The following is a 21,838-nucleotide window of genomic DNA, read 5'->3' as shown; positions in this document are numbered from 1 at the left end:
CGATTGCGTTTTATTCAGGATGCTTATTGCATGGCCTCTCTGGATAATATAACAGGCTCAGATTATTCATGGTCAGGATCGGTCGGTTCATTGAGCTTCAACGCGCTGGACCGCTTAATAACCCCCTTGCCTGTCTGAGTCTGTTTTCTCATTCCCTCAGTTCCCGCCTGGTTACCGCAGCTGGCCGGTCATATCATTAAGCATTTAACAACGCCATGCCCTTCCTGAGCGGCAATAAATGCTATCTGACGGTTAATTCCTGTCGCGCCGCAAACGACTTGGCTCTGGATCTTGTCGTCCGTCATTACAAGCCAGGCGTAGCATCTCTCTTTCACTGAGGCGGGAGCTCTGTTTTGTCGTCGCATAGCAGCATGAAAAACCATCATTGCCCTATGGAGATGTGCAACGGGAATTTAGCGCAGAGAGAAAACGACAACGGCACCGCGTACGGTGCCGTTTGCCTGCTCGCTTAGCTGTCAGGGAAGATAAACAGCAGGGCATGACGCTGCCGTTTCACCAGTCCCTTCCTGATAGCGAGGATCCGCATATTGCGGCGCGATTGGGCTTCCAGCCAGCGCGCTTTACGGCGATTCACCTGTCTCAGCATGCGCCAGCGCCCTACTTCCGTTCTACTACGCTTCATTGCAACGACTCTACGAGTGAAAACAGCCCCCATTATAAACCTCTGCCAGCAACTGACTACCGCTTTCGCTGCGTTTTTATTTGCCAGAAAAATACTGATGCGTAAACTCATCACATATCGTCATTCAAAAGGATTTTACATCTATGACAACCTTTTACACGGTGGTGAACTGGCTGGTCATTCTGGGGTACTGGCTGTTGATCGCCGGTGTAACATTACGAATTCTAATGAAACGCCGCGCTGTCCCGTCCGCCATGGCATGGTTGCTGATCATTTATATCCTGCCGCTGGTGGGGATTATCGCCTATCTCTCCTTTGGCGAGCTGCATCTCGGCAAGCGTCGGGCCGAGCGCGCCAGGGCGATGTGGCCCTCGACGGCCAAGTGGCTAAACGACCTCAAAGCCTGCAAACATATCTTCGCGGAAGATAACAGCCCGGTGGCCGAATCCCTGTTCAAGCTGTGCGAACGGCGTCAGGGCATTGGCGGCGTAAAAGGCAACCAGCTACAGCTGCTGACGGAATCTGACGACGTGATGCAGGCCCTGATCCGCGATATTCAGCTGGCCCGTCACAACATAGAGATGGTCTTTTATATCTGGCAGCCCGGCGGCATGGCCGACAGCGTCGCTGAATCGCTGATGGCCGCCGCTCGCCGCGGGGTTCACTGTCGGCTAATGCTCGACTCCGCGGGCAGCGTGGCCTTTTTCCGCAGCCCATGGGCGGCGATGATGCGTAACGCCGGTATTGAAGTCGTCGAAGCTCTTAAGGTTAACCTGATGCGCGTGTTCCTGCGCCGGATGGACCTGCGTCAGCATCGTAAAATGGTGATGATCGATAACTATATCGCCTACACCGGCAGCATGAATATGGTCGATCCGCGCTACTTTAAACAGGACTCAGGAGTCGGACAGTGGATTGATCTAATGGCGCGAATGGAAGGCCCGGTGGCGACCTCGATGGGCATCGTCTACTCCTGCGACTGGGAAATAGAGACCGGCAAGCGCATTCTGCCGCCGCCGCCGGACGTCAATATCATGCCGTTCGAAGAGGCCAGCGGACATACTATTCACACGATCGCCTCCGGACCGGGCTTTCCGGAAGATCTGATTCATCAGGCTCTCCTCACCGCCGCCTATGCGGCGAAAGAGCATCTGATCATGACCACCCCCTACTTCGTACCCAGCGACGACCTGCTGCATGCGATCTGTACCGCCGCCCAGCGCGGCGTTGACGTGAGCATTATTTTACCGCGCAAGAACGATTCGCTGCTGGTAGGCTGGGCCAGCCGGGCCTTCTTCACCGAGCTGCTGGCGGCCGGGGTCAAAATCTATCAGTTTGAGGGCGGACTGTTGCATACCAAGAGCGTGCTGGTCGATGGCGAGCTAAGTCTTGTGGGGACCGTCAACCTGGATATGCGCAGCCTGTGGCTCAACTTCGAGATTACCCTGGTCATCGATGACGCCGGTTTCGGCAGCGATCTGGCGGCGGTTCAGGATGATTATATCTCGCGCTCGCGCCTGCTGGATGCCCGTCTCTGGTTAAAACGTCCGCTGTGGCAGCGGATCGCCGAGCGACTGTTTTACTTCTTCAGCCCGTTGCTGTAAAACGTGCCCATCAGATACCGAATGAGTAGCAATCATGGATATGGATTTAAACAACCGCCTGACCGAAGACGAAACGCTCGAGCAGGCTTACGATATCTTCCTCGAACTGGCGGCCGACAATCTCGACCCGGCGGACATCATTCTGTTTAACCTGCAGTTTGAGGAGCGCGGCGGCGCCGAACTGTTCGACCCTTCGGCAGACTGGGAAGAGCATGTGGATTACGATCTCAACCCGGATTTCTTCGCCGAAGTGGTGATTGGTCTGGCGGATACCGACGGCGGGGAAATCAATGATATCTTCGCCCGCGTTCTGCTGTGCCGCGAGAAAGATCATAAGCTGTGCCATATTCTGTGGCGTGAATAACCTTTAACATCCAGTAAAAAGCCTGCCGCGGTACTCCCGGCAGGCTTTTTTTACGTCGCCAGCTTACTTCGGCAAGGCATGACCGCAGGCATGGCAGAAACGGGCGTTATCGTCATGGTCGCCCTGCTGACACTGCGGACACAGGCGCTGCTGTCGTCGACGATTCAGGGCGCTGGTCATATGCGTGGTGATAAGTCCGGTCGGTATGGCAATAATGGAGTAGCCGATCAGGATAAGAATGGAGGCCAGGATGCGACCCAACGGCGTGTGCGGCGTGATGTCTCCGTAGCCGACGGTGGTGATGGTCACGATGGCCCAATAGACCGAGGCGTTAAGCGTGGTAAAGCCGTATTCCGGCCCCTCAATCAGATACATTAACGAGCCGAAAATCACCATCACAATGGCGATAAACGAATAAAACAGGATCAGCTGATGGCGCGCGCTGACAATCGCTCGCCAGAACACGTTGAGCGAAGGCATAAAGCGCAGTAGTTTGAGAATACGCAGCGCGCGGATCGCCCGCATTGCCCGCCAGGCGAATACATAATTGAGGCTAATTTCCGGCCATAGCCACATCACATACAGCGGTAAAATCGTCGCCAGGTCAATCAGCCCCCAAAAGCTGAAAATATAGTGGAGCGGATTGGGCCAGGTAGCGATACGCAGCAGGTATTCCAGGGTAAAGACCGCGGTCACCAGCAGCTCCAGCCAGACGAAAATATGCCATTCATCTAATGTCAGGTGATATTGCGTGCCCAGTCCCGACTCGATAAATATCACCAGTACGCTGAGCAGGGCGAAAAGTCCGCACAGCCCTTCAAAGCGGCGGCCGGAACGTCGGTTCTGATCGAAAAGTAAATGATAAAGCCGCAGACGAGCGGCAGAAAGCATACCCACTTCGTTAACCTCGCAAAAAAAAAGGGCTGACCTGCGTCAGCCCCTGAGATTATAACGGGTCTACCTTAAGGCAGGAAACCGCATGGCGGAAACTGCCTTCCAGCACCGGGCGGGTTTTGGCGCACTCCGGTCCGGCAAGCGGACAGCGGGTGCGGAATACGCAGCCTGAGGGCGGATTAATCGGCGAGGGTAATTCGCCTTCCAGCAGTTGGATAGTTTTCGTTTTCTCGAGATCAGGATCGGGGATCGGCACCGCCGACATCAGCGCTTTGGTATAGGGATGCAGCGGATTATGGTACACCTCGTCGTAGGTCCCCAGCTCCACCGCATGGCCCAGATACATTACCAGAACCCGATCGGAGATATGCTTAACCACCGCCAGATCGTGAGCGATAAATATCAGCGATAGCCCCATCTCACGCTGCAGTTGCTGCAGCAGGTTGACGACCTGCGCCTGAATCGACACGTCAAGCGCGGAGACCGGCTCATCGCAGATAATCAGCTTTGGCTCAAGGATCAGCGCCCGCGCGATGCCGATACGCTGACACTGACCGCCGGAGAACTCGTGCGGATAGCGGTTGATCAGGTTGGGCAGTAACCCAACTTTCATCATCATCGCTTTAACGCGATCGCGCACTTCCTGACGGGGCATCTTCGGATGATAGGTACGCAGCGGTTCGGCGATAATTTCTCCGATGGTCATGCGCGGGTTCAGCGAGGCCAGCGGATCCTGGAAGATCATCTGGATATCGCTGCGCACGTCGCGCCACTCTTCCTGCTTCATGCCCAGCAGATCTTTACCCAGCCAGGCCACTTTGCCATCGGTCGCTTTCACCAGACCAATAATGGCGCGGGCGAAGGTCGATTTGCCGCAGCCCGACTCCCCTACCACACCGAGGGTTTCCCCCTCGTATAGGCGCAGCGTCACGCCATCCACCGCTTTCAGCGTTTTCGACGGCTGCCAGAACCACTGCTTGCCATCTTTGATATCGAAGTGCACCTTCAGGTCGGCAATTTCGAGCAGGACTTTTCGTTGTTCAGTTACGGCGTTCATAGCAGATCCCCCACCGGTTTAAAGCAGGCGCGCAGGCGGCCTGGCGCGAACGATTCCAGCGGCGGCGCGCTGCTGCACTGCTCCATGGCATGCGGGCAACGCGGCTGGAATGGACAGCCTTTTGGCAATCGCAGCAGGTTCGGTGGGTTGCCGGGAATGGTCAACAACGCATCGCCTTCCGCATCCAGACGTGGAACCGCATTCAACAGCCCAATAGAATATGGGTGCGACGGTTGATAGAAGACATCGCGCGCCTGACCGTACTCCATGGTGCGCCCGGCGTACATCACCAGCACTTTATCGCAGATCCCTGCCACCACCCCAAGGTCGTGGGTGATCATGATAATGGCCGTGTTGAATTCGCGTTTAAGCTCATTCAACAGCGTCATGATCTGCGCCTGCACGGTAACGTCCAGGGCAGTGGTCGGTTCATCCGCAATCAGCAGCCGGGGCCGGCACAGCAGCGCCATGGCTATCATCACGCGCTGACGCATGCCCCCGGAGAACTCGTGCGGGAACATTTTCATGCGCTTACGCGCTTCCGGCATTTTTACCGCGTCGAGCATCTTCACCGACTCTTCAAACGCTTCGGCTTTACTCAGCCCTTTATGCAGCATCAGGACTTCCATTAACTGCTCGCCCACCCGCATATAGGGGTTAAGAGAGGTCATCGGATCCTGGAAAATCATTGAGATTTGTTCAGCGCGCAGTTTGTTCAGCTCACGCTCGGGCAAATTGAGGATTTGCCGACCGTTAAAGGTGGCGGAACCCCCGATGCGACCGTTGGCCGCCAGCAGTCCCATCAGGGCGAAGGCGGTTTGCGATTTACCGGAGCCGGATTCGCCCACAATGCCGAGCGTCTCGCCCGCCTGCAGGGTGAAGTTCAGATCATTGACGGCGGTGACGTCGCCATCCGGCGTTTTAAAGGTGACGCGAAGATCTTTCACGTCCAGCAGTAGTCCGCTGTGGCTCTGCGCTTGCGGCGCTTTTGCCGTTTCAATCATGGTCATGGCAGCGCTCCTTAGCGGTCTTTCGGGTCGAGGGCATCACGCAGACCATCGCCGATAAAGTTGAAACAGAACAGGGTCACCACCAGGAAACCCGCCGGGAACAACAGTAGCCAGGGCGAAACTTCCATTGAGTTGGCGCCATCGCTGAGCAATGCCCCCCAGCTGCTGAGCGGCTCCTGCGTCCCCAGTCCCAGGAAACTGAGGAAGGATTCGAAGAGGATCATGCTGGGGACCAGCAGCGAGGCATACACCACCACCACCCCCAGCACGTTGGGGACGATATGGCGCAGCACGATGCTCGCCGTCGAGACCCCGCCGACCTGCGCGGCTTCGATAAACTCTTTGCGCTTCAGGCTCAGCGTCTGCCCGCGCACGATACGCGCCATATCCAGCCAGGACACCATACCGATGGCGACAAAGATCAGCAGGATATTCTGACCAAAAAAGGTCACCAGCAGGATGACGAAGAACATAAACGGGAAGGAGTTGAGGATCTCCAGCAGACGCATCATCACCGAATCCACTTTGCCGCCGAGATAACCGGAGAGCGAACCGTACAGCGTGCCGAGGATCACCGCCACCAGCGCCGCCGCCACCCCGACCATCAGCGAAATGCGCCCGCCGATCGCTACGCGCACCAGCAGATCGCGCCCGGAGGAGTCGGTTCCGAAGTAGTGGCCGGAGGCCATATCCGGAGCATTGGACATCATGCCCCAGTCGGTATCGAAGTAGGAGAACGACGATACCATCGGCGCGAAGGTAACGAACAGCGCAATAAGCACCAGCATAATCAGGCTGGTCACCGCGGCGCGGTTATGCATAAAGCGACGACGCGCATCCTGCCAGAGGCTACGCCCCTCCACTTCCAGCTTCTCACTGAAGTTTTCCAGCGCCTCGCTATTTTTCTTACTTAACATCATGGCGAACTCCGGCTTCAGTAGCGAATCTTCGGATCGATAACGGCGTACAGCACGTCAACGATGGCGTTGAACAGGATAGTCAGGGCGCCAACGAGGATCGTCAGGCTGAGCACCAGCGAGTAGTCGCGGTTAAGCGCCCCGTTAACGAACAGCTGGCCGATCCCCGGCAGGCCGTAAATGGTTTCAATGACCATTGAGCCGGTGATGATGCCCACGAAAGCTGGCCCCATATAGGAGAGCACCGGCAGCAGCGCCGGCTTCAGCGCATGGCGCAGAATAATGCGACGCATCGGCAGCCCCTTCGCCCGCGCGGTGCGGATAAAGTTAGAGTGCAGCACTTCAATCATTGAGCCGCGAGTAATACGCGCGATGCTGGCGATATAGGCCAGGGAAAGCGCCACCATCGGCAGGATCATAAATTTCAGCGCCCCGCCGTTCCAGCCGCCGCCCGGCAGCCAGTGCAGGGTAATGGCAAAGATCATCACCAGCAGCGGCGCGACCACAAAGCTCGGAATAACCACGCCGGTCATGGCTACCCCCATCACCGCGTAGTCCCAGCGGGTATTTTGCTTCAGGGCGGCTATCACCCCGGCGGCAACGCCGATCACCACCGCCAGTAAAAAGGCGGCGAAGCCAAGTTTCGCTGAAACCGGGAAGCTGGCGGCCACCAGATCGTTGACGGAATAATCTTTGTATTTAAAAGAGGGACCAAAATCGCCATGCGCCAGCTGCTTCAGATAATTGAAGTACTGCGTCATGATAGGGTCGTTTAAATGGTATTTTGCTTCAATATTCGCCATGACTTCCGGCGGTAGCGTGCGTTCCCCGGTAAAAGGACTTCCCGGCGCCAGACGCATCATGAAGAATGAGATGGTGATAAGAATAAATAGCGTCGGAATCGCTTCCAGACAGCGACGTAAGATAAATTTTAACATTGCCCGTACCTTCTGGCGTGTGCCTTTGCACTGCTCTCAAATAAGACACGATGGAGCGAGCCGAGACCCGCCCCACGTATTGCCATTAATGTTTGATAACGTAGAGGTCTTTGGTATAGACGTTATCCATCGGGTCTTTACCGGTATAGCCACCGACCCACGGTTTCACCAGGCGGGCGTTAACGTAGTAATAGACCGGTACGATCGCGCTGTCTTTGTCCAGCTGCTGCTCTGCTTTCGCATAGGCCGCCGTGCGCTGCGCTTCATCGGATGCTTTTACGGATTCAGCCATAATCTTGTCGAACGCCGGGCTCTTATAGTGCGCGGTGTTCATTGAACTGTCAGAGAGCATGGTGTTCAGGAAAGAAGTTGGCTCGTTATAGTCGGCGCACCAGCCCGCACGCGCCACGTCATAGGTGCCCTGATGACGGGTATCGAGGAACGTTTTCCACTCCTGGTTGACCAGCTTCACGTCAATGCCCAGGTTTTTACGCCACAGCGAGGCGGCGGCAATCGCCAGCTTCTTGTGCAAATCAGAGGTGTTATACAGCAGGTTGAAGGTCAACGGTTTATCGGCGCTATAGCCGGCTTCGGCCAGCAGTTTTTTCGCTTCTTCGTTGCGTTTTTCCTGCGACCAGGTAAACCATTCCGGCTCGCTCAGCTTCGCGCCATCGGTATACGGTGGGGTGTAGCCGTAGGCCGGCAGATCGCCCTGTCCTTTAACCTTATTAGCAATAATATCGCGATCCAGACCCAGCTTCAGCGCGGTACGCACGCGCACGTCGGTGAACGGGGCCTTCTGGTTGTTGATTTCGTAATAATAGGTACACAGATAGGGGTCAACGTGCAGCTCGTTGGGGATCTCTTTTTTCAGCTTCTGGAAGAGTTCGATCGGCAGCTGGTTATAAGTCATGTCCAGTTCACCGCTGCGGTAGCGGTTAACATAGGTCACTTCGGAAGAGGTCGGCAGCCAGGTAACGGTGTTAATGACGGTTTTAGCATTATCCCAATAGTGCGGGTTACGCTCCATCACGATCCGCTCGTTGACCACCCAGTCTTTCAGAGTATACGCGCCGTTGGTAACGATATTGCCAGGCTGCGTCCACTTTTCGCCAAATTTTTCGATGGCCGGTTTGTAGACGGGAGACATCGCCGGGTTAACCAGCAGTTTATAAAAATAGGGTACCGGTTCGCTGAGGGTGACTTCCAGGGTGTGGTCGTCAATGGCTTTTACGCCCAGCTCGCTCGGCGCTTTCTTGCCGTCAATGATTTCGTCGACGTTAACGATATGACCATATTGCGGATAGCTGGCATAAGGAGACGCGGTTTTCGGATCCACCAGACGCTGCCAGCTGTATACGAAGTCCTGGGCGGTAACCGGCTCGCCGTTAGACCATTTTGCATCTTTACGCAGATGGAAGGTCCAGACTTTAAAATCTTTATTATCCCAGCTCTCCGCCACGCCAGGGATCGGGTGGCCATCTTTCGGCGAAGTATTCAGCAAACCTTCGAACAGGTCGCGGCTAATATTGGCCTCTGGCACCCCTTCGATTTTATTTGGGTCCAGCGATTGCGGCTCGGCGCCGCTATTACGTACCAGGGTTTGCTTCTCTGCCAGCTGCACACCAGCCGGGACATCCGCTGCCATTGCCATATTGCCGGCGATCAGTGCGGATAGCACTCCCGCGGCGATTAAACGCTTTTTAGTGATGATGGTCATTGTGTTGTAACTCCAGTCATTATAATTACTGGTTTTTTAACCAGCCTGTTTTTCCCGTTTTCGGGTTCTGTCCAACGCAGGAGTTTGCGATTGGCAGATTGCTATCACCGACTTATTTATTACGACCGCTCGAACGGCAGTCTTAACGTCGATTCGTTGCCCTCGCTGGAGGGTCGTTCTGGCGAAATGAGTTAATTAAAAATAATTCTCATTTGCGTACATAATTCAGCAGACGATAACGGCGGAAAGTACCAAAAGGTAAACACCTCCGCCAATGCAATTTGCAAATATGTTACCGAATTCTCTTTTATTGCCGGTTTTGCCAGCGTGACAAGCGTTTGCCATAAAACGTCGATGTAAAAATATTATTATTTATCAGAGCATTACGATAATTTCATCAGCCGGCATACTGAGCAGCGACCGCAAGATGGTTTTTTGTACAAAAATTTAACAATAGATTACTTTTTAGCACATTCATCTGCCGCCTTGTTAAAATTACTAATATCATTTCGATGATCCGACAGCAAGTACCAGAGAATGATGTGAAGAAAATAACATCACAGGAGGGGGAGGCGTGAGGAGAATGTAAAGAGAAATATTTCATATCTTAATGAAAAATATGAAATTAATAGCGATATCGCAAAATATTATCCCTACCGCCAGTTTCGCGCTGGCTAATAGGTTTTGCTAATAATCGCGCAGGCGTGAAGCGAGACTCCCCGCCTGCTGGCGACGAACTAACTCAGCAGTCCTGGGAACAGCGCTTTAATCCCGGTCACAATAAACTCAATGCCGAGGGCCATCAGCAACAGGCCCATAATACGGGTGATGACGTTGATTCCCGTCTGCCCCAGCAAACGGACCAGCCACGGCGCCATACGGAAAATCCCCCAGCAGCAGAGGGCAAATACCGCTATCGCCAGTGAGAACCCGACCAGATGCACCCAGGAGTGGTACCGGGTCCCCCAGACGATAGTTGAACTGATTGCCCCTGGCCCGGCCATTAATGGTAGCGCGAGAGGAACGACGCCGATGCTCTCCCGGACCGCCGTCTCCGACTTTTCCTGCTTGTTCTGCTTATCTTCGCCGAGCTTACCGCTGATCATCGACATCGCGATGGTCACCACCAGGATGCCGCCGGCGATACGGAAGGAGTCAATGGAGATACCGAAAATCTGCAGAATGCCATCGCCGAGGAACAGCGACGTCAGGAGGATGATCGCCACCGACAGGTTGGCGGTGAGGTTGGTCTTATTACGCACCGCAGCCGGCTGATAGCTGGTCATACTGATGAATACCGGAATAATGCCAACCGGGTTAACCAGGGCAAATAAGCCGATGAAAAACTTGAAATATGCAGAAAAATCGAACAGTGATTGAGTCACATTGGGCTCCGCAGCATCATCAAAATTGGCGGTTGACTGTTAACAGCATAAAATAACTGCGCGAAACATACGCTTTTTACCTGCAATATTCATTATAAATATGCATAACCCGGTGATATGTATCGAATGTTAGTCATTTGTATATTTAATGCTAATCGTTTTTTTAATTTCAAAACCCTCCCATCACACTTGATCGAACCGGTCAAAAAGCAGTCAGCTGAAAGGTATCAGCAGCGACAATACTTGATCTAAATCACGTAATTTGTACTCAGAAGTGAGTAATCTTGATGACACCAACAGAGTGGAAGGCAGCAGTACCTGAAAGCGAAAGAGATAAAGCTTTTTTAGTAAATCGGTGAAACAGCGCCCTGATTTTTCTACATAAACATTTACATGCAAGCTGTTAACGGCCTGTCTATAATGTCGAATCGAGCGACTGATTTACTAAAAAAGTTTAACATTATCAGGAGAGCATTATGGCTGTTACTAATATCGCTGAACTGAACGCGCTTGTTGAGCGTGTCAAGAAAGCCCAGCGTGAATATGCCAGTTTCACTCAAGAACAAGTCGACAAAATCTTCCGCGCCGCCGCTCTGGCCGCTGCAGATGCTCGAATCCCTCTCGCCAAAATGGCCGTAGCCGAATCCGGCATGGGCATCGTTGAAGACAAAGTGATCAAAAACCACTTCGCTTCCGAATACATTTACAACGCTTATAAAGACGAAAAAACCTGTGGCGTTCTGTCAGAAGACGACACCTTTGGCACCATCACTATCGCTGAGCCTATCGGCATCATCTGCGGTATCGTACCGACCACTAACCCGACTTCAACAGCCATTTTCAAATCGCTCATCAGTCTGAAAACGCGTAACGCCATCATTTTCTCTCCGCACCCGCGTGCAAAAGAAGCCACCAACAAAGCGGCTGATATCGTGCTGCAGGCTGCCATCGCGGCCGGCGCGCCGAAGGACCTGATTGGCTGGATCGATCAGCCGTCTGTAGAACTGTCTAACGCGCTGATGCATCACCCGGACATCAACCTGATCCTGGCGACCGGTGGTCCAGGCATGGTGAAAGCAGCATACAGCTCCGGTAAACCTGCTATCGGCGTCGGCGCCGGTAACACCCCGGTAGTCATTGATGAAACCGCCGACATCAAACGTGCCGTAGCGTCCGTACTGATGTCTAAAACCTTCGATAACGGCGTGATCTGTGCTTCTGAGCAGTCCGTTGTGGTGGTTGATTCAGTCTATGACGCGGTTCGCGAACGTTTCGCCAGCCACGGCGGCTACCTGCTGCAGGGTAAAGAGCTGAAAGCCGTTCAGGACATTATCCTGAAAAATGGCGCGCTGAACGCGGCTATCGTTGGTCAGCCAGCGGCCAAAATCGCTGAACTGGCAGGCTTCACCGTGCCGGCCACCACCAAAATTCTGATTGGTGAAGTGACCAACGTTGACGAGAGCGAGCCGTTTGCTCACGAAAAACTGTCTCCGACGCTGGCTATGTACCGTGCAAAAGATTTCGAAGACGCGGTAGCCAAAGCAGAAAAACTGGTCGCCATGGGCGGTATCGGTCACACCTCTTGCCTGTACACCGACCAGGACAACCAGCCGGCTCGCGTGGCTTACTTCGGCCAAATGATGAAAACCGCGCGTATCCTGATCAACACCCCGGCTTCTCAGGGTGGTATCGGTGACCTGTACAACTTCAAACTCGCGCCTTCCCTGACTCTGGGTTGTGGTTCCTGGGGTGGTAACTCCATCTCTGAAAACGTTGGTCCGAAACACCTGATCAACAAGAAAACCGTTGCTAAGCGAGCTGAAAACATGTTGTGGCACAAACTTCCGAAATCTATCTACTTCCGTCGTGGCTCCCTGCCAATCGCACTGGATGAAGTGATTACCGATGGTCACAAACGCGCGCTGATCGTGACTGACCGCTTCCTGTTCAACAACGGCTATGCCGATCAGATCACTTCCGTACTGAAAGCTGCGGGTGTTGAGACGGAAGTCTTCTTCGAAGTTGAAGCTGACCCGACGCTGACCATCGTACGTAAAGGTGCCGACCTGGCAAACTCCTTTAAACCAGACGTGATCATCGCCCTGGGCGGCGGTTCCCCGATGGATGCGGCGAAAATCATGTGGGTCATGTACGAACATCCGGAAACCCACTTCGAAGAACTGGCGCTGCGCTTTATGGATATCCGTAAACGTATCTACAAGTTCCCGAAAATGGGCGTCAAAGCCAAGATGGTGGCGATCACTACCACTTCCGGTACCGGTTCTGAAGTGACGCCGTTCGCCGTGGTGACCGATGACGCGACCGGTCAGAAATACCCGCTGGCAGACTATGCGCTGACCCCGGATATGGCCATTGTCGATGCCAACCTGGTGATGGATATGCCGAAATCGCTGTGTGCGTTCGGTGGTCTGGATGCGGTGACTCACGCCCTGGAAGCTTACGTTTCCGTACTGGCTTCTGAGTTTTCTGACGGCCAGGCGCTGCAGGCGCTGAAACTGCTGAAAGAGTACCTGCCGGCTTCCTATCACGAAGGTTCCAAGAACCCGGTTGCCCGTGAGCGCGTACACAGTGCCGCGACTATCGCCGGTATCGCGTTCGCTAACGCCTTCCTCGGCGTGTGTCACTCGATGGCGCACAAACTGGGTTCCCAGTTCCATATTCCGCACGGTCTGGCCAACGCCCTGCTGATCTGCAACGTTATCCGCTATAACGCGAATGACAACCCGACCAAGCAGACCGCGTTCAGCCAGTACGACCGTCCGCAGGCTCGTCGTCGTTACGCTGAAATCGCCGATCACCTGGGCCTCTCCGCACCAGGCGACCGCACCGCAGCGAAAATCGAGAAACTGCTGGCATGGCTGGAAAGCATTAAAGCTGAGCTGGGTATTCCGAAATCTATCCGCGAAGCTGGCGTTCAGGAAGCTGACTTCCTGGCCCACGTTGATAAACTGTCTGAAGATGCATTCGATGACCAGTGCACCGGCGCTAACCCGCGCTACCCGCTGATCTCCGAACTGAAACAGATCCTGCTGGATACCTACTACGGCCGCGAATTCGTCGAAGGCGAAGCCGGTGCGAAAGCCGAAGTTGCTCCGGTAAAGGCTGAGAAAAAAGCGAAAAAATCCGCTTAACCAACAGCGATAGCATCGCGACAAGCCCCGTCACCTGACGGGGCTTTTTTTATCCCCGCTATCAGCCATTCTTTATCGCCAGCTACGCCAACCTATAGCAGACATTAAAAAGGCGCCCACAGGCGCCTGTACGAGCTTCTGAGGGTATCAGCAGGGACGGTGCTGGTTTTGTACCTTGGTTAACGAACCGACGCTCAGCGCCTCTTTATAATGCTTACGGCAGACCGATACGTACCGCTCATTACCGCCGATGACGACCTGCTCACCCTCATTATAAGGACGCCCCTCCTGATCGAGGCGCAATACCATGCTGGCCTTGCGGCCGCAGAAGCAGATCGTTTTCAGCTCAACCAGCTTATCTGACCAGGCCAGTAAATACTGGCTGCCGGTAAAGAGCTCACCGCGAAAGTCCGTCCGCAACCCATAGCAAAGCACCGGAATATCCAGCGTATCGACAACTTCGGACAGCTCATGAACCTGTTCACGCGTCAGAAACTGGCTTTCATCCACCAGCACGCAGTGAATCGGCTTTAGCTGGTGCTCCGCCGCAATATCGTCAAATAACGAGGTCTGTGGATTATACAATCGGGCCGGCGAGGAGAGCCCGATACGCGAACTGACTTTTCCGGCGCCAAAGCGGTCATCAATCTCAGCGGTATAAACGACGGTACGCATCCCCCGCTCCTGGTAATTGTACGAAGATTGTAACAGAGCGGTCGACTTACCTGCATTCATTGCAGAGTAGTAGAAATAAAGTTGTGCCATCGGCTGCGTGACCCCAATCAAAGTGTTTTATCGCGGCGACGATTGTACCATATTTTATGCGCACAGCCGCGCTTTCAGCAGGGGTATTGTCGCGAAGCTGAAGGGCCTGCAAACCGAAAGGATTAAGAAGATGAATTGAATTTTCAGGGCCACTATTTGTACGCCCCGTTACGCTACTGGCGCGGTAACCATTGTCTTTTCGTGCTTATAGACCGGTTGCCCATGGGCTATAAGCAGGGCTGCCGGTTGTTTTATATTAAGCCTTGTAACCAAAAATGCGCTAATACTGACGAGGGTTATTTACCCATGTAAAGGATCATTTCTCTCACTGAACCTCTCAAAAAGCATACCGTCTCAATGTTTTAGCTTGCCTTCGCCTCATCGCTATAAGCGATGAAAGATGTGAAGCGGCACGGGAATTTTAACTTAAATTAATTAATTCTCGCGACAAATAACCAGTAATTTTGAATTCCTTACATTCCCCCCTATTGCACAACGCATTTTATCGCTCTATTATTAGTTCAACAAACCACCCCACAATATAAGTTTGAGATTACTACAATGAGCGAAGCACTTAAAATTTTGAACAACATCCGTACTCTTCGTGCGCAGGCAAGAGAATGCACCCTGGAAACGCTCGAAGAAATGCTGGAAAAATTAGAAGTCGTCGTTAACGAGCGCCGTGAAGAAGAAAACGCTGCCGCGGCAGAAATTGAAGAGCGTACGCGTAAGCTGCAGCAATACCGTGAAATGCTGATTGCTGACGGTATTGATCCGAATGAACTGCTGAGCACCATGGCTGCCGTTAAAGCCGGTACCAAAACCAAGCGTGCTGCACGTCCGGCTAAATATAGCTATGTTGACGAAAATGGTGAAACCAAAACCTGGACCGGTCAGGGCCGTACCCCGGCTGTGATCAAAAAAGCAATGGATGAGCAAGGTAAATCACTGGACGATTTCCTGATCTAATCTCCGTTGATCGCTATAAAAAATCCCGCTGCGGCGGGATTTTTTTTGCCCTCAGGGCCGATATAAAAAAACCGGGAGTCGCAGATGCGCTCCCGGTTTGTACTTTCAACCGCGCGGCGGATTACTTCGCTACCGCCGTTTCCAGCCAGGCTTTAAAATCGTCGCCCAGCGTTTTGTGACGAATACCATATTCGACAAACGCCTGCATGTAGCCAAGCTTATTACCGCAGTCATGGCTCTTGCCTTTCATATGATAAGCTTCAACCGTTTCTTTCTCGATCAGCATATCAATGGCGTCAGTCAGCTGAATTTCATCACCAGCGCCCGGAGGGGTTTTCGCCAGCAGCGGCCAGATATCGGCGCTGAGGACATAACGCCCCACCACCGCCAGGTTGGACGGCGCAACGTCAGCTTTTGGCTTCTCAACCACGCCCACCATCGGTACGCTTTCGCCCGGCTTCAGGGATTCGCCTTTGCAGTCAACCACGCCATAAGCGGTTACGTCTTCGACAGGTTCAACCATAATCTGGCTGGCGCCAGTCTCATCGAAGCGAGAGATCATCTCAGCGAGGTTATCGCGGCTCAGATCGGATTCATATTCATCCAGAATAACGTCTGGCAGAATAACCGCGACCGGCTCATCTCCCACTACCGGATGGGCGCACAGCACCGCGTGACCCAGACCTTTCGCCAGGCCCTGACGAACTTGCATAATAGTCACGTGCGGCGGGCAAATAGACTGCACTTCTTCCAGCAGCTGGCGTTTTACACGTTTTTCCAGCATCGCTTCCAGCTCAAAACTGGTATCGAAATGGTTTTCGATAGAGTTTTTCGACGAGTGCGTTACCAGAACAATTTCAGTAATTCCTGCAGCGATACATTCATTAACAACGTACTGAATTAACGGCTTATCTACCAGCGGCAGCATTTCTTTTGGAATCGCTTTGGTGGCCGGCAGCATCCTGGTGCCTAATCCCGCAACCGGGATAACCGCTTTTCTGACTTTAGAATTAAGGGCAGCCATTGAAATCTCCTGGACTGTTTGTTTTTTAAACTTCTCGTTACAAATAACGTGTCGAGTATATCAGTCAACCGCGTATTCACTGGTCTGAAAAGCTGCCGATAGCCTCGAATTAGGACTTTTACGCATAAAACTGCTCGATGTTACCACCGCTAAAGGGCAAGAGGTAATCCCGTCTGCTTAGATATAAACGCAATTGCTCATTCCGCAGACAACATTAAGCGTAAACGACCGCCAGCCCCCCAAATTTGGCACTGCCACGAGGTGCAGCGTTGGCTAATTTGGTTAAGATAAGCATCACCCAGCGTCCCCAAAGGAACGCCATTACTAATCTGAATTTGATGCTCCCCCGTATTCAGCGTGCCATTAAGTCCCGCTGACACCAGAATTAAATTTTTCAGCCCGCTGTGGTAATACCCTACTAACAGAGGGAACTGGCCCGGAAGATTTGCCTGACGCAGCAGTTGATTCACCTGTTTTAACAAACTTCCCATTTCTGGTAGCCGTTGTCCCTGGTGCGCCAGTTGCTCCTGCAGCAGACCATTAAACAACGCGCGCAGCAATAATGCTGCCAACACGCCATTATCGCCTGCGCGTGTGACATCCAGACAATAGAAAGCCAAATCATTTTCCGAAAGCGGCGCGATATCGAGTACCAGACCGGGCTTGTCTGCCGACACCAGTTGTCGATAATGAACGCGGCAGTGCGACATTTCCTGTTGCACCGGCGGCTGTAATTCCTGCAATAGTCTTGAAGCGGCGATGGGATTACTGACCAGCGCATCCCAGTCCTCAAATAAACGCTCTTCCTCTTCCACGCGCGAACTGAACATCGCGGGATAGAGACAGGCGTAAACGGTCTCGCGCAGGCGTTCGAAATCTTTTACTGGCTTTAACAGCACGTCCTGGACGCCAAGTCGCAACGCTTTAGCTATATCCGCCATGTTTTCGGTGGCGGAGATCATCAGGATCGGTAACTGTTCGCCGCGGTTACGCAGCGTTTCCACCAGCTCCAGACCGTTCATTCTCGGCATAGAAATGTCGCAAATCATCAGGTCCGGATGCACCTCCGTCATTTTATGCAGGGCATCCTTGCCATCTTCCGCCTGGAAGGTTGTTGCTCCCAGCGAGGTCAGCCATCCATGCAAGAGTGAGCGGAAAACGGGTTCGTCTTCAACTATCAGAATCTGTTTTCCCGCCAATGGCTGCGTCATGATATCTCCCCTGGCTGACGATAATTCAATAGTGGCACGCTATTCTCACTATCGCCTGTCAGAATTTGCTTAAGTCAGTAACTCGTACGTCAAACGGCTGTACGCACTAATGGTAATAATTCATCCATTTTCTTTTCTACCGCCAGTTGCCCCGCGGCGATCGCCTCTCCGGCGCGATGAAAATCAAGCGTCGAAACTTGCGGACAGTATGGCTGCAACAGGATATCCGGCGGGTCACCCGCCATACGATTGCGTTTAAGACGGTTTTCCAGTACCTGGATAGAGGTGGTCATGATCTCCATCGCCGTCGGCGTCACGGCCGTACGGCGGGAACTCATTCGCGTCAAGCGCGCGCGCAGACGAGTATGCCATGGCCCCTCCTTCTCTTCCGCTTCCTGCCGCGGCGTTTCAAGGGAGAACAAATCCTGCTGCATAAGATGGGCATCATGTTGCAGGTCGACGGCAATCACAATATCCGCTCCCATTGCCCGGGTGAGCGACACAGGAACCGGATTGACCACCGCGCCATCGACCAGCCAGTAACCATTATGCCTTACTGGCGACATTAACCCCGGCATACTGCAGGAGGCGCGAATGGCTAAATGTAGATCGCCTTCGGTAAACCACAGCTCCCTACCGGTGCTTAAATTGGTGGCAACAGCGGCAAACCGGCGCTCGCAGCGTTCAATCTCGGTGACGGGCATAATGCGGCGGTAATGATTGAATACCTTTTCCCCCCGCAGCAGTCCCCCCCGGCGCCAGGAGAGATCCATCAGCTTCAGGACATCCCAGTTGCTGAATGAGCAGACCCATGATTCGAGTGCCGGGAGTCGGTTACAGGCATACGCCGCCCCTACCAGCGAACCGATAGAACAACCGGCTACGATATCAATCTCAATACCGGCCCGCTGGAGGGCGTTGATGACGCCAATGTGCGACCATCCGCGAGCGGCTCCCGCACCTAGCGCCAGACCAATTTTAAGCTTTCTCATTAGTACTAATAACTATCCTTCCACTCTGAGCGTGGCAACATTGTCACGGCTCAGTTAACATAATGCCCTTTGGCGTAGAAGCGCCGTTACTCTTTCTTCCATGGAGGCAGTTTTGTCGCAATTATGCCCCTGTGGCAGCGCACTGGAGTATAGCTCATGTTGCCAGCGATATCTGTCCGGCGCTGAGCTTGCGCCGGGCCCGTCACAGCTTATGCGCTCCCGTTATAGCGCGTTCGTCATGAAAGACGCTGACTATCTAATCAAAACCTGGCACCCGTCCTGTCAGGCGCAGCAATTTCGCGCCGAACTGGAGAAAGGGTTTTCCCAGACCGAATGGCTGGGCTTAACCCTGTTCGCCAGTGATGAGGGGCGAGCTCCAAATGAAGGTTTTGTCAGCTTTGTCGCCCGCTTTAATGACAATAACCGCCCTGGCGCCATTATTGAACGTTCCAGATTCTTAAAAGAAAATGGACAGTGGTACTATATCGACGGGACACGACCGCTGATTGGCCGTAACGACCCCTGCCCCTGCGGCTCAGGTAAAAAATTTAAAAAATGCTGCGGCCAGTAACGCTGGCACAGCGCTTGCAAACATTACAGGATTTTCCTCGCGATGCATTCATTACAACGTAAAGTACTACGCACTATTTGCCCTGATCAGAAAGGCCTCATCGCGCGTATCACCAATATCTGCTACAAGCATGAACTCAACATTGTGCAGAACAATGAGTTTGTTGACCACCGTACCGGTCGTTTCTTTATGCGCACCGAACTGGAAGGCATTTTTAACGACGCTACTCTGCTGGCCGATCTCGACAGCGCCCTGCCTGAAGGCTCCATCCGCGAACTGAATCCGGCAGGCCGTCGCCGGGTGGTGATTCTGGTGACGAAAGAGGCGCACTGTCTGGGCGATCTGCTGATGAAAGCCAACTACGGCGGGCTGGATGTCGATATTGCCGCGGTTATCGGCAACCATGACACCCTGCGCTCGTTGGTGGAGCGCTTTGGTATTCCGTTTGAGCTGGTCAGCCATGAAGGACTGAGCCGCGAAGAACACGATCAGCGAATGGGCGATGCTATCGCCGCCCACGAACCGGATTACGTGGTGCTGGCCAAGTATATGCGCGTCCTGACGCCAGAATTTGTCGCCCGCTTCCCGAACAAAATCATCAATATCCACCATTCGTTTTTGCCGGCGTTTATCGGCGCCCGTCCCTATCATCAGGCCTATGAGCGCGGCGTGAAAATCATTGGCGCTACCGCCCACTACGTGAATGACAATCTGGATGAAGGCCCGATCATCATGCAGGATGTGATTCACGTCGATCATACTTATACCGCAGAAGATATGATGCGCGCTGGGCGCGATGTCGAAAAAAACGTCTTGAGCCGAGCGCTGTATCAGGTACTGGCGCAGCGCGTCTTCGTTTACGGTAACCGGACGATCATTCTTTAATCGACTGAGAAATGAATTGGTTAGCTTTACGGCGTTACGCGTAAAAATCAGGCAACCAGTTTATTTTTGTCAAACGAATGCTTTACAGGGGCGCATCATTTGGTATGATGCGCCCCGCTTCCCGAGAAGGAAGCAGGCCAGTACCAAGCATTACCCCGTGGTGGGGTTCCCGAGCGGCCAAAGGGAGCAGACTGTAAATCTGCCGTCATCGACTTCGAAGGTTCGAATCCTTCCCCCACCACCATTATTCACTACAGTGATATGGTTTCCCCGACAAGCGTAAACGATGTTTGCACTTAGCGGGAAGGGTAAGAACCTTCGACTAAGGTTCGACTCGAGCGCCAGCGAGAGAACGTTGCCGCAGGCAACGGCCCGAAGGGCGAGGAGAGATAGCGACGAGTTATCCTTACCCCACCACCATTCATTTTGCTGAATAACCTACAATGTGATTTTACCCCTGGTGGGGTTCCCGAGCGGCCAAAGGGAGCAGACTGTAAATCTGCCGTCATCGACTTCGAAGGTTCGAATCCTTCCCCCACCACCATCTCTTCATGTATTGCCCAGCTTATTCCACCTGCGATACGCTATATTCTGCCCCACGGGGAAGGATGAGAAGCTTCGACTAAGGTTCGACTCGAGCGAAGCGAGAGAACGTTGCCGCAGGCAACGGCCCGAAGGGCGAGGAGCGATAGCGACGAGTTATCCTTCCCCCACCACCATCTCTTCATGTATTGCCCAGCTTATTCCACCTGCGATACGCTATATTCTGCCCCACGGGGAAGGATGAGAAGCTTCGACTAAGGTTCGACTCGAGCGAAGCGAGAGAACGTTGCCGCAGGCAACGGCCCGAAGGGCGAGGCGCTTTAGCGCCGAGTAATCCTTCCCCCACCACCATCTCCCCATGTCATGCCCAGCATAATCTACCTACGGTATTCTATATTCTGCCCTACAGGGAAGGATGAGAAGCTTCGACTAAGGTTCGACTCGAGCGAAGCGAGAGAACGTTGCCGCAGGCAACGGCCCGAAGGGCGAGGCGCTTTAGCGCCGAGTAATCCTTCCCCCACCACTGTTGCACTCTCTCAGCCACCGGTTCGGCTATCTCCTCGCTCGCACTTCGCTTAGCGAGGCTACACATTCCTGCACTCTCAGCCACCTGTTCTGCTGTCTCATCGCTCGCGCTTCGCTTAGCGAGGCTACAAGTGGTGCCGTCTGGTAGCCCGGACAGGTGCGCAGCACCGCCTCCGGAAAAACTCACAGCGGTGGTAACCGCCTTTTTACCGGCGAGCTTTTCACCACCGAGGTGTTACACTGCGCATACTCCGCCAGACCGTCCAGCAGGGTATCCAGCTGGGCAATATCGCGCACCACGAGACGCATCACAAAACAATCTTCCCCGGTCACCTTGTCACTTTCAATACATTCCGGCATCGCCTGGATATATTTATCCACCTTCTGCAGCAGCCCAGGCAGCGGCCGGACCCGCACCAGCGCCTGCAGGCTATAGCCCAGCGCGGCGAGATTTACCCGCGCCCCATAGCCCTGAATGACACCCCGCTCCTCCAGGCGCTTCACCCGCTCGGCGGTGCTCGGCGAGGTCAGCCCCACTCGCGCGCTCAGGACCTTGAGCGAAACTCTGGCATCCTGAGTCAGGCAGGTGAGGATCGCCCGGTCAATTTCATCAAGTACGTCATTCATATATTTCACCTAATTATAAAAGGCATTTCCCCCCTTCTACCT

General features: G+C 53.6%; 21 protein-coding genes, 2 tRNA genes and 4 other RNA genes. 13 read left to right on the top strand and 14 right to left on the bottom strand.

The window, feature by feature from the left end; all coding sequences use genetic code 11:
- Positions 1-469: 469 nt before the first annotated feature.
- Positions 470-643, bottom strand: coding sequence for a YciY family protein (locus ACR809_RS10365; RefSeq protein ID WP_004194006.1), 174 nt, complete (start codon positions 641-643; stop codon positions 470-472).
- A gap of 143 nt (positions 644-786) precedes the next feature.
- On the opposite strand from ACR809_RS10365, the gene cls reads away from it, so the two are divergent.
- On the top strand, positions 787-2,247 hold the full coding sequence (gene cls, locus ACR809_RS10360; RefSeq protein WP_002910077.1) for a cardiolipin synthase: 1,461 nt from the start codon (positions 787-789) through the stop codon (positions 2,245-2,247).
- Positions 2,248-2,281: 34 nt separating this feature from the next.
- On the top strand, positions 2,282-2,611 hold the full coding sequence (locus ACR809_RS10355) for an HI1450 family dsDNA-mimic protein (protein ID WP_002910079.1): 330 nt from the start codon (positions 2,282-2,284) through the stop codon (positions 2,609-2,611).
- 63 nt (positions 2,612-2,674) lie between these two features.
- Here the strand turns inward: ACR809_RS10355 and ACR809_RS10350 are convergent, their stop codons facing one another.
- From ACR809_RS10350 to ACR809_RS10315, 8 genes are all read right to left on the bottom strand, one after another.
- Positions 2,675-3,502 carry an ion transporter gene (locus tag ACR809_RS10350; protein WP_002910080.1) on the bottom strand — a complete coding sequence of 276 codons (828 nt, stop codon included), beginning with the start codon at positions 3,500-3,502 and terminating at the stop codon, positions 2,675-2,677.
- A 55-nt stretch (positions 3,503-3,557) separates the two neighbouring features.
- Positions 3,558-4,562, bottom strand: a complete 1,005-nt coding sequence (oppF, locus tag ACR809_RS10345; protein ID WP_002910083.1) for a murein tripeptide/oligopeptide ABC transporter ATP-binding protein OppF — start codon at positions 4,560-4,562, stop codon at positions 3,558-3,560.
- Positions 4,559-5,572, bottom strand: a complete 1,014-nt coding sequence (locus ACR809_RS10340) for an ABC transporter ATP-binding protein (RefSeq protein ID WP_004151853.1) — start codon at positions 5,570-5,572, stop codon at positions 4,559-4,561. The genes oppF and ACR809_RS10340 overlap by 4 nt, the downstream gene beginning before the upstream one ends.
- Before the next feature lie 11 nt (positions 5,573-5,583).
- Positions 5,584-6,492 carry an oligopeptide ABC transporter permease OppC gene (oppC, locus tag ACR809_RS10335; RefSeq protein ID WP_004145396.1) on the bottom strand — a complete coding sequence of 303 codons (909 nt, stop codon included), beginning with the start codon at positions 6,490-6,492 and terminating at the stop codon, positions 5,584-5,586.
- 14 nt (positions 6,493-6,506) lie between these two features.
- Complete coding sequence (gene oppB / locus ACR809_RS10330) at positions 6,507-7,427, bottom strand: oligopeptide ABC transporter permease OppB (RefSeq protein WP_002910089.1); 921 nt, start codon at positions 7,425-7,427, stop codon at positions 6,507-6,509.
- A gap of 85 nt (positions 7,428-7,512) precedes the next feature.
- The gene (oppA, locus tag ACR809_RS10325) at positions 7,513-9,147 is read right to left on the bottom strand and encodes an oligopeptide ABC transporter substrate-binding protein OppA (protein ID WP_004148754.1); all 1,635 of its coding nucleotides are present in this window, start codon (positions 9,145-9,147) and stop codon (positions 7,513-7,515) included.
- A gap of 737 nt (positions 9,148-9,884) precedes the next feature.
- The gene (locus tag ACR809_RS10320; protein WP_002910095.1) at positions 9,885-10,532 is read right to left on the bottom strand and encodes a YchE family NAAT transporter; all 648 of its coding nucleotides are present in this window, start codon (positions 10,530-10,532) and stop codon (positions 9,885-9,887) included.
- A 213-nt stretch (positions 10,533-10,745) separates the two neighbouring features.
- Positions 10,746-10,931 (bottom strand): hypothetical protein, encoded by a 186-nt coding sequence (locus tag ACR809_RS10315; RefSeq protein WP_032103886.1) that lies wholly within the window; start codon positions 10,929-10,931, stop codon positions 10,746-10,748.
- Between the two features lie 77 nt (positions 10,932-11,008).
- Between ACR809_RS10315 and adhE the strand changes: the two genes are divergently transcribed.
- Complete coding sequence (adhE, locus tag ACR809_RS10310) at positions 11,009-13,684, top strand: bifunctional acetaldehyde-CoA/alcohol dehydrogenase (RefSeq protein ID WP_002910097.1); 2,676 nt, start codon at positions 11,009-11,011, stop codon at positions 13,682-13,684.
- Between the two features lie 147 nt (positions 13,685-13,831).
- Here adhE and tdk read toward each other — a convergent pair whose 3' ends face one another.
- The gene (gene tdk, locus ACR809_RS10305) at positions 13,832-14,449 is read right to left on the bottom strand and encodes a thymidine kinase (RefSeq protein WP_002910100.1); all 618 of its coding nucleotides are present in this window, start codon (positions 14,447-14,449) and stop codon (positions 13,832-13,834) included.
- A gap of 7 nt (positions 14,450-14,456) precedes the next feature.
- On the opposite strand from tdk, the gene ACR809_RS10300 reads away from it, so the two are divergent.
- Both ACR809_RS10300 and hns read left to right on the top strand, forming a co-directional pair.
- A complete protein-coding gene (locus tag ACR809_RS10300) occupies positions 14,457-14,588 on the top strand; it encodes a hypothetical protein (RefSeq protein ID WP_004145401.1) in 132 nt (43 codons plus the stop codon).
- A gap of 422 nt (positions 14,589-15,010) precedes the next feature.
- Entirely contained in the window at positions 15,011-15,418 is a 408-nt protein-coding gene (gene hns / locus ACR809_RS10295; RefSeq protein ID WP_002910103.1) for a histone-like nucleoid-structuring protein H-NS, read from the top strand.
- Positions 15,419-15,539: 121 nt separating this feature from the next.
- Here the strand turns inward: hns and galU are convergent, their stop codons facing one another.
- The 3 genes from galU to rssA all read right to left on the bottom strand — a co-directional run bounded on the left by galU (position 15,540) and on the right by rssA (position 18,645).
- Positions 15,540-16,442 (bottom strand): UTP--glucose-1-phosphate uridylyltransferase GalU, encoded by a 903-nt coding sequence (galU, locus tag ACR809_RS10290; protein ID WP_002910105.1) that lies wholly within the window; start codon positions 16,440-16,442, stop codon positions 15,540-15,542.
- Between the two features lie 197 nt (positions 16,443-16,639).
- Positions 16,640-17,653 (bottom strand): two-component system response regulator RssB, encoded by a 1,014-nt coding sequence (rssB, locus tag ACR809_RS10285; protein ID WP_032436001.1) that lies wholly within the window; start codon positions 17,651-17,653, stop codon positions 16,640-16,642.
- An 89-nt stretch (positions 17,654-17,742) separates the two neighbouring features.
- Positions 17,743-18,645 (bottom strand): patatin-like phospholipase RssA, encoded by a 903-nt coding sequence (gene rssA, locus ACR809_RS10280; protein WP_002910108.1) that lies wholly within the window; start codon positions 18,643-18,645, stop codon positions 17,743-17,745.
- A gap of 112 nt (positions 18,646-18,757) precedes the next feature.
- Here rssA and ACR809_RS10275 point away from each other — a divergent pair, with 112 nt between their 5' ends.
- The 8 genes from ACR809_RS10275 (at position 18,758) to ACR809_RS10240 (ending at position 21,170) form a co-directional block, all read left to right on the top strand.
- Positions 18,758-19,216, top strand: coding sequence for a YchJ family protein (locus ACR809_RS10275; RefSeq protein WP_002910109.1), 459 nt, complete (start codon positions 18,758-18,760; stop codon positions 19,214-19,216).
- Between the two features lie 42 nt (positions 19,217-19,258).
- On the top strand, positions 19,259-20,101 hold the full coding sequence (purU, locus tag ACR809_RS10270; protein ID WP_004151854.1) for a formyltetrahydrofolate deformylase: 843 nt from the start codon (positions 19,259-19,261) through the stop codon (positions 20,099-20,101).
- A gap of 159 nt (positions 20,102-20,260) precedes the next feature.
- A tRNA-Tyr gene (locus ACR809_RS10265) sits at positions 20,261-20,345 on the top strand.
- A gap of 43 nt (positions 20,346-20,388) precedes the next feature.
- Positions 20,389-20,521: non-coding RNA, RtT sRNA (locus ACR809_RS10260), on the top strand.
- Positions 20,522-20,560: 39 nt separating this feature from the next.
- Positions 20,561-20,645: transfer RNA gene (locus ACR809_RS10255), tRNA-Tyr, on the top strand.
- Between the two features lie 43 nt (positions 20,646-20,688).
- Positions 20,689-20,820, top strand: a non-coding RNA gene (locus ACR809_RS10250) — RtT sRNA.
- Positions 20,821-20,863: 43 nt separating this feature from the next.
- Positions 20,864-20,995: non-coding RNA, RtT sRNA (locus ACR809_RS10245), on the top strand.
- A gap of 43 nt (positions 20,996-21,038) precedes the next feature.
- Positions 21,039-21,170: non-coding RNA, RtT sRNA (locus ACR809_RS10240), on the top strand.
- A gap of 182 nt (positions 21,171-21,352) precedes the next feature.
- Here ACR809_RS10240 and ACR809_RS10235 read toward each other — a convergent pair.
- Positions 21,353-21,796 carry an Lrp/AsnC family transcriptional regulator gene (locus tag ACR809_RS10235; RefSeq protein ID WP_004152249.1) on the bottom strand — a complete coding sequence of 148 codons (444 nt, stop codon included), beginning with the start codon at positions 21,794-21,796 and terminating at the stop codon, positions 21,353-21,355.
- Between the last annotated feature and the right edge of the window lie 42 nt (positions 21,797-21,838).

This window comes from Klebsiella sp. CD33, assembly GCF_051992865.1.
GTDB lineage: Bacteria > Pseudomonadota > Gammaproteobacteria > Enterobacterales > Enterobacteriaceae > Klebsiella > Klebsiella pneumoniae.
Note: the sequence above shows the minus strand (reverse complement) of the source record. Positions and strands in the feature narration are given on the sequence as shown.

Bases quoted from the DNA above. Each gene is read 5' to 3' on its own strand.
- ACR809_RS10235 (WP_004152249.1), bottom strand. From the start codon at position 21,796: ATGAATGACGTACTTGATGAAATTGACCGGGCGATCCTCACCTGCCTG.
- adhE (WP_002910097.1), top strand. From the start codon at position 11,009: ATGGCTGTTACTAATATCGCTGAACTGAACGCGCTTGTTGAGCGTGTC.
- oppC (WP_004145396.1), bottom strand. From the start codon at position 6,492: ATGATGTTAAGTAAGAAAAATAGCGAGGCGCTGGAAAACTTCAGTGAG.
- oppF (WP_002910083.1), bottom strand. From the start codon at position 4,562: ATGAACGCCGTAACTGAACAACGAAAAGTCCTGCTCGAAATTGCCGAC.
- oppA (WP_004148754.1), bottom strand. From the start codon at position 9,147: ATGACCATCATCACTAAAAAGCGTTTAATCGCCGCGGGAGTGCTATCC.
- cls (WP_002910077.1), top strand. From the start codon at position 787: ATGACAACCTTTTACACGGTGGTGAACTGGCTGGTCATTCTGGGGTAC.
- ACR809_RS10355 (WP_002910079.1), top strand. From the start codon at position 2,282: ATGGATATGGATTTAAACAACCGCCTGACCGAAGACGAAACGCTCGAG.
- ACR809_RS10365 (WP_004194006.1), bottom strand. From the start codon at position 643: ATGAAGCGTAGTAGAACGGAAGTAGGGCGCTGGCGCATGCTGAGACAG.
- purU (WP_004151854.1), top strand. From the start codon at position 19,259: ATGCATTCATTACAACGTAAAGTACTACGCACTATTTGCCCTGATCAG.
- rssB (WP_032436001.1), bottom strand. From the start codon at position 17,653: ATGACGCAGCCATTGGCGGGAAAACAGATTCTGATAGTTGAAGACGAA.
- hns (WP_002910103.1), top strand. From the start codon at position 15,011: ATGAGCGAAGCACTTAAAATTTTGAACAACATCCGTACTCTTCGTGCG.
- tdk (WP_002910100.1), bottom strand. From the start codon at position 14,449: ATGGCACAACTTTATTTCTACTACTCTGCAATGAATGCAGGTAAGTCG.
- galU (WP_002910105.1), bottom strand. From the start codon at position 16,442: ATGGCTGCCCTTAATTCTAAAGTCAGAAAAGCGGTTATCCCGGTTGCG.
- ACR809_RS10350 (WP_002910080.1), bottom strand. From the start codon at position 3,502: ATGCTTTCTGCCGCTCGTCTGCGGCTTTATCATTTACTTTTCGATCAG.
- rssA (WP_002910108.1), bottom strand. From the start codon at position 18,645: ATGAGAAAGCTTAAAATTGGTCTGGCGCTAGGTGCGGGAGCCGCTCGC.
- oppB (WP_002910089.1), bottom strand. From the start codon at position 7,427: ATGTTAAAATTTATCTTACGTCGCTGTCTGGAAGCGATTCCGACGCTA.
- ACR809_RS10340 (WP_004151853.1), bottom strand. From the start codon at position 5,572: ATGACCATGATTGAAACGGCAAAAGCGCCGCAAGCGCAGAGCCACAGC.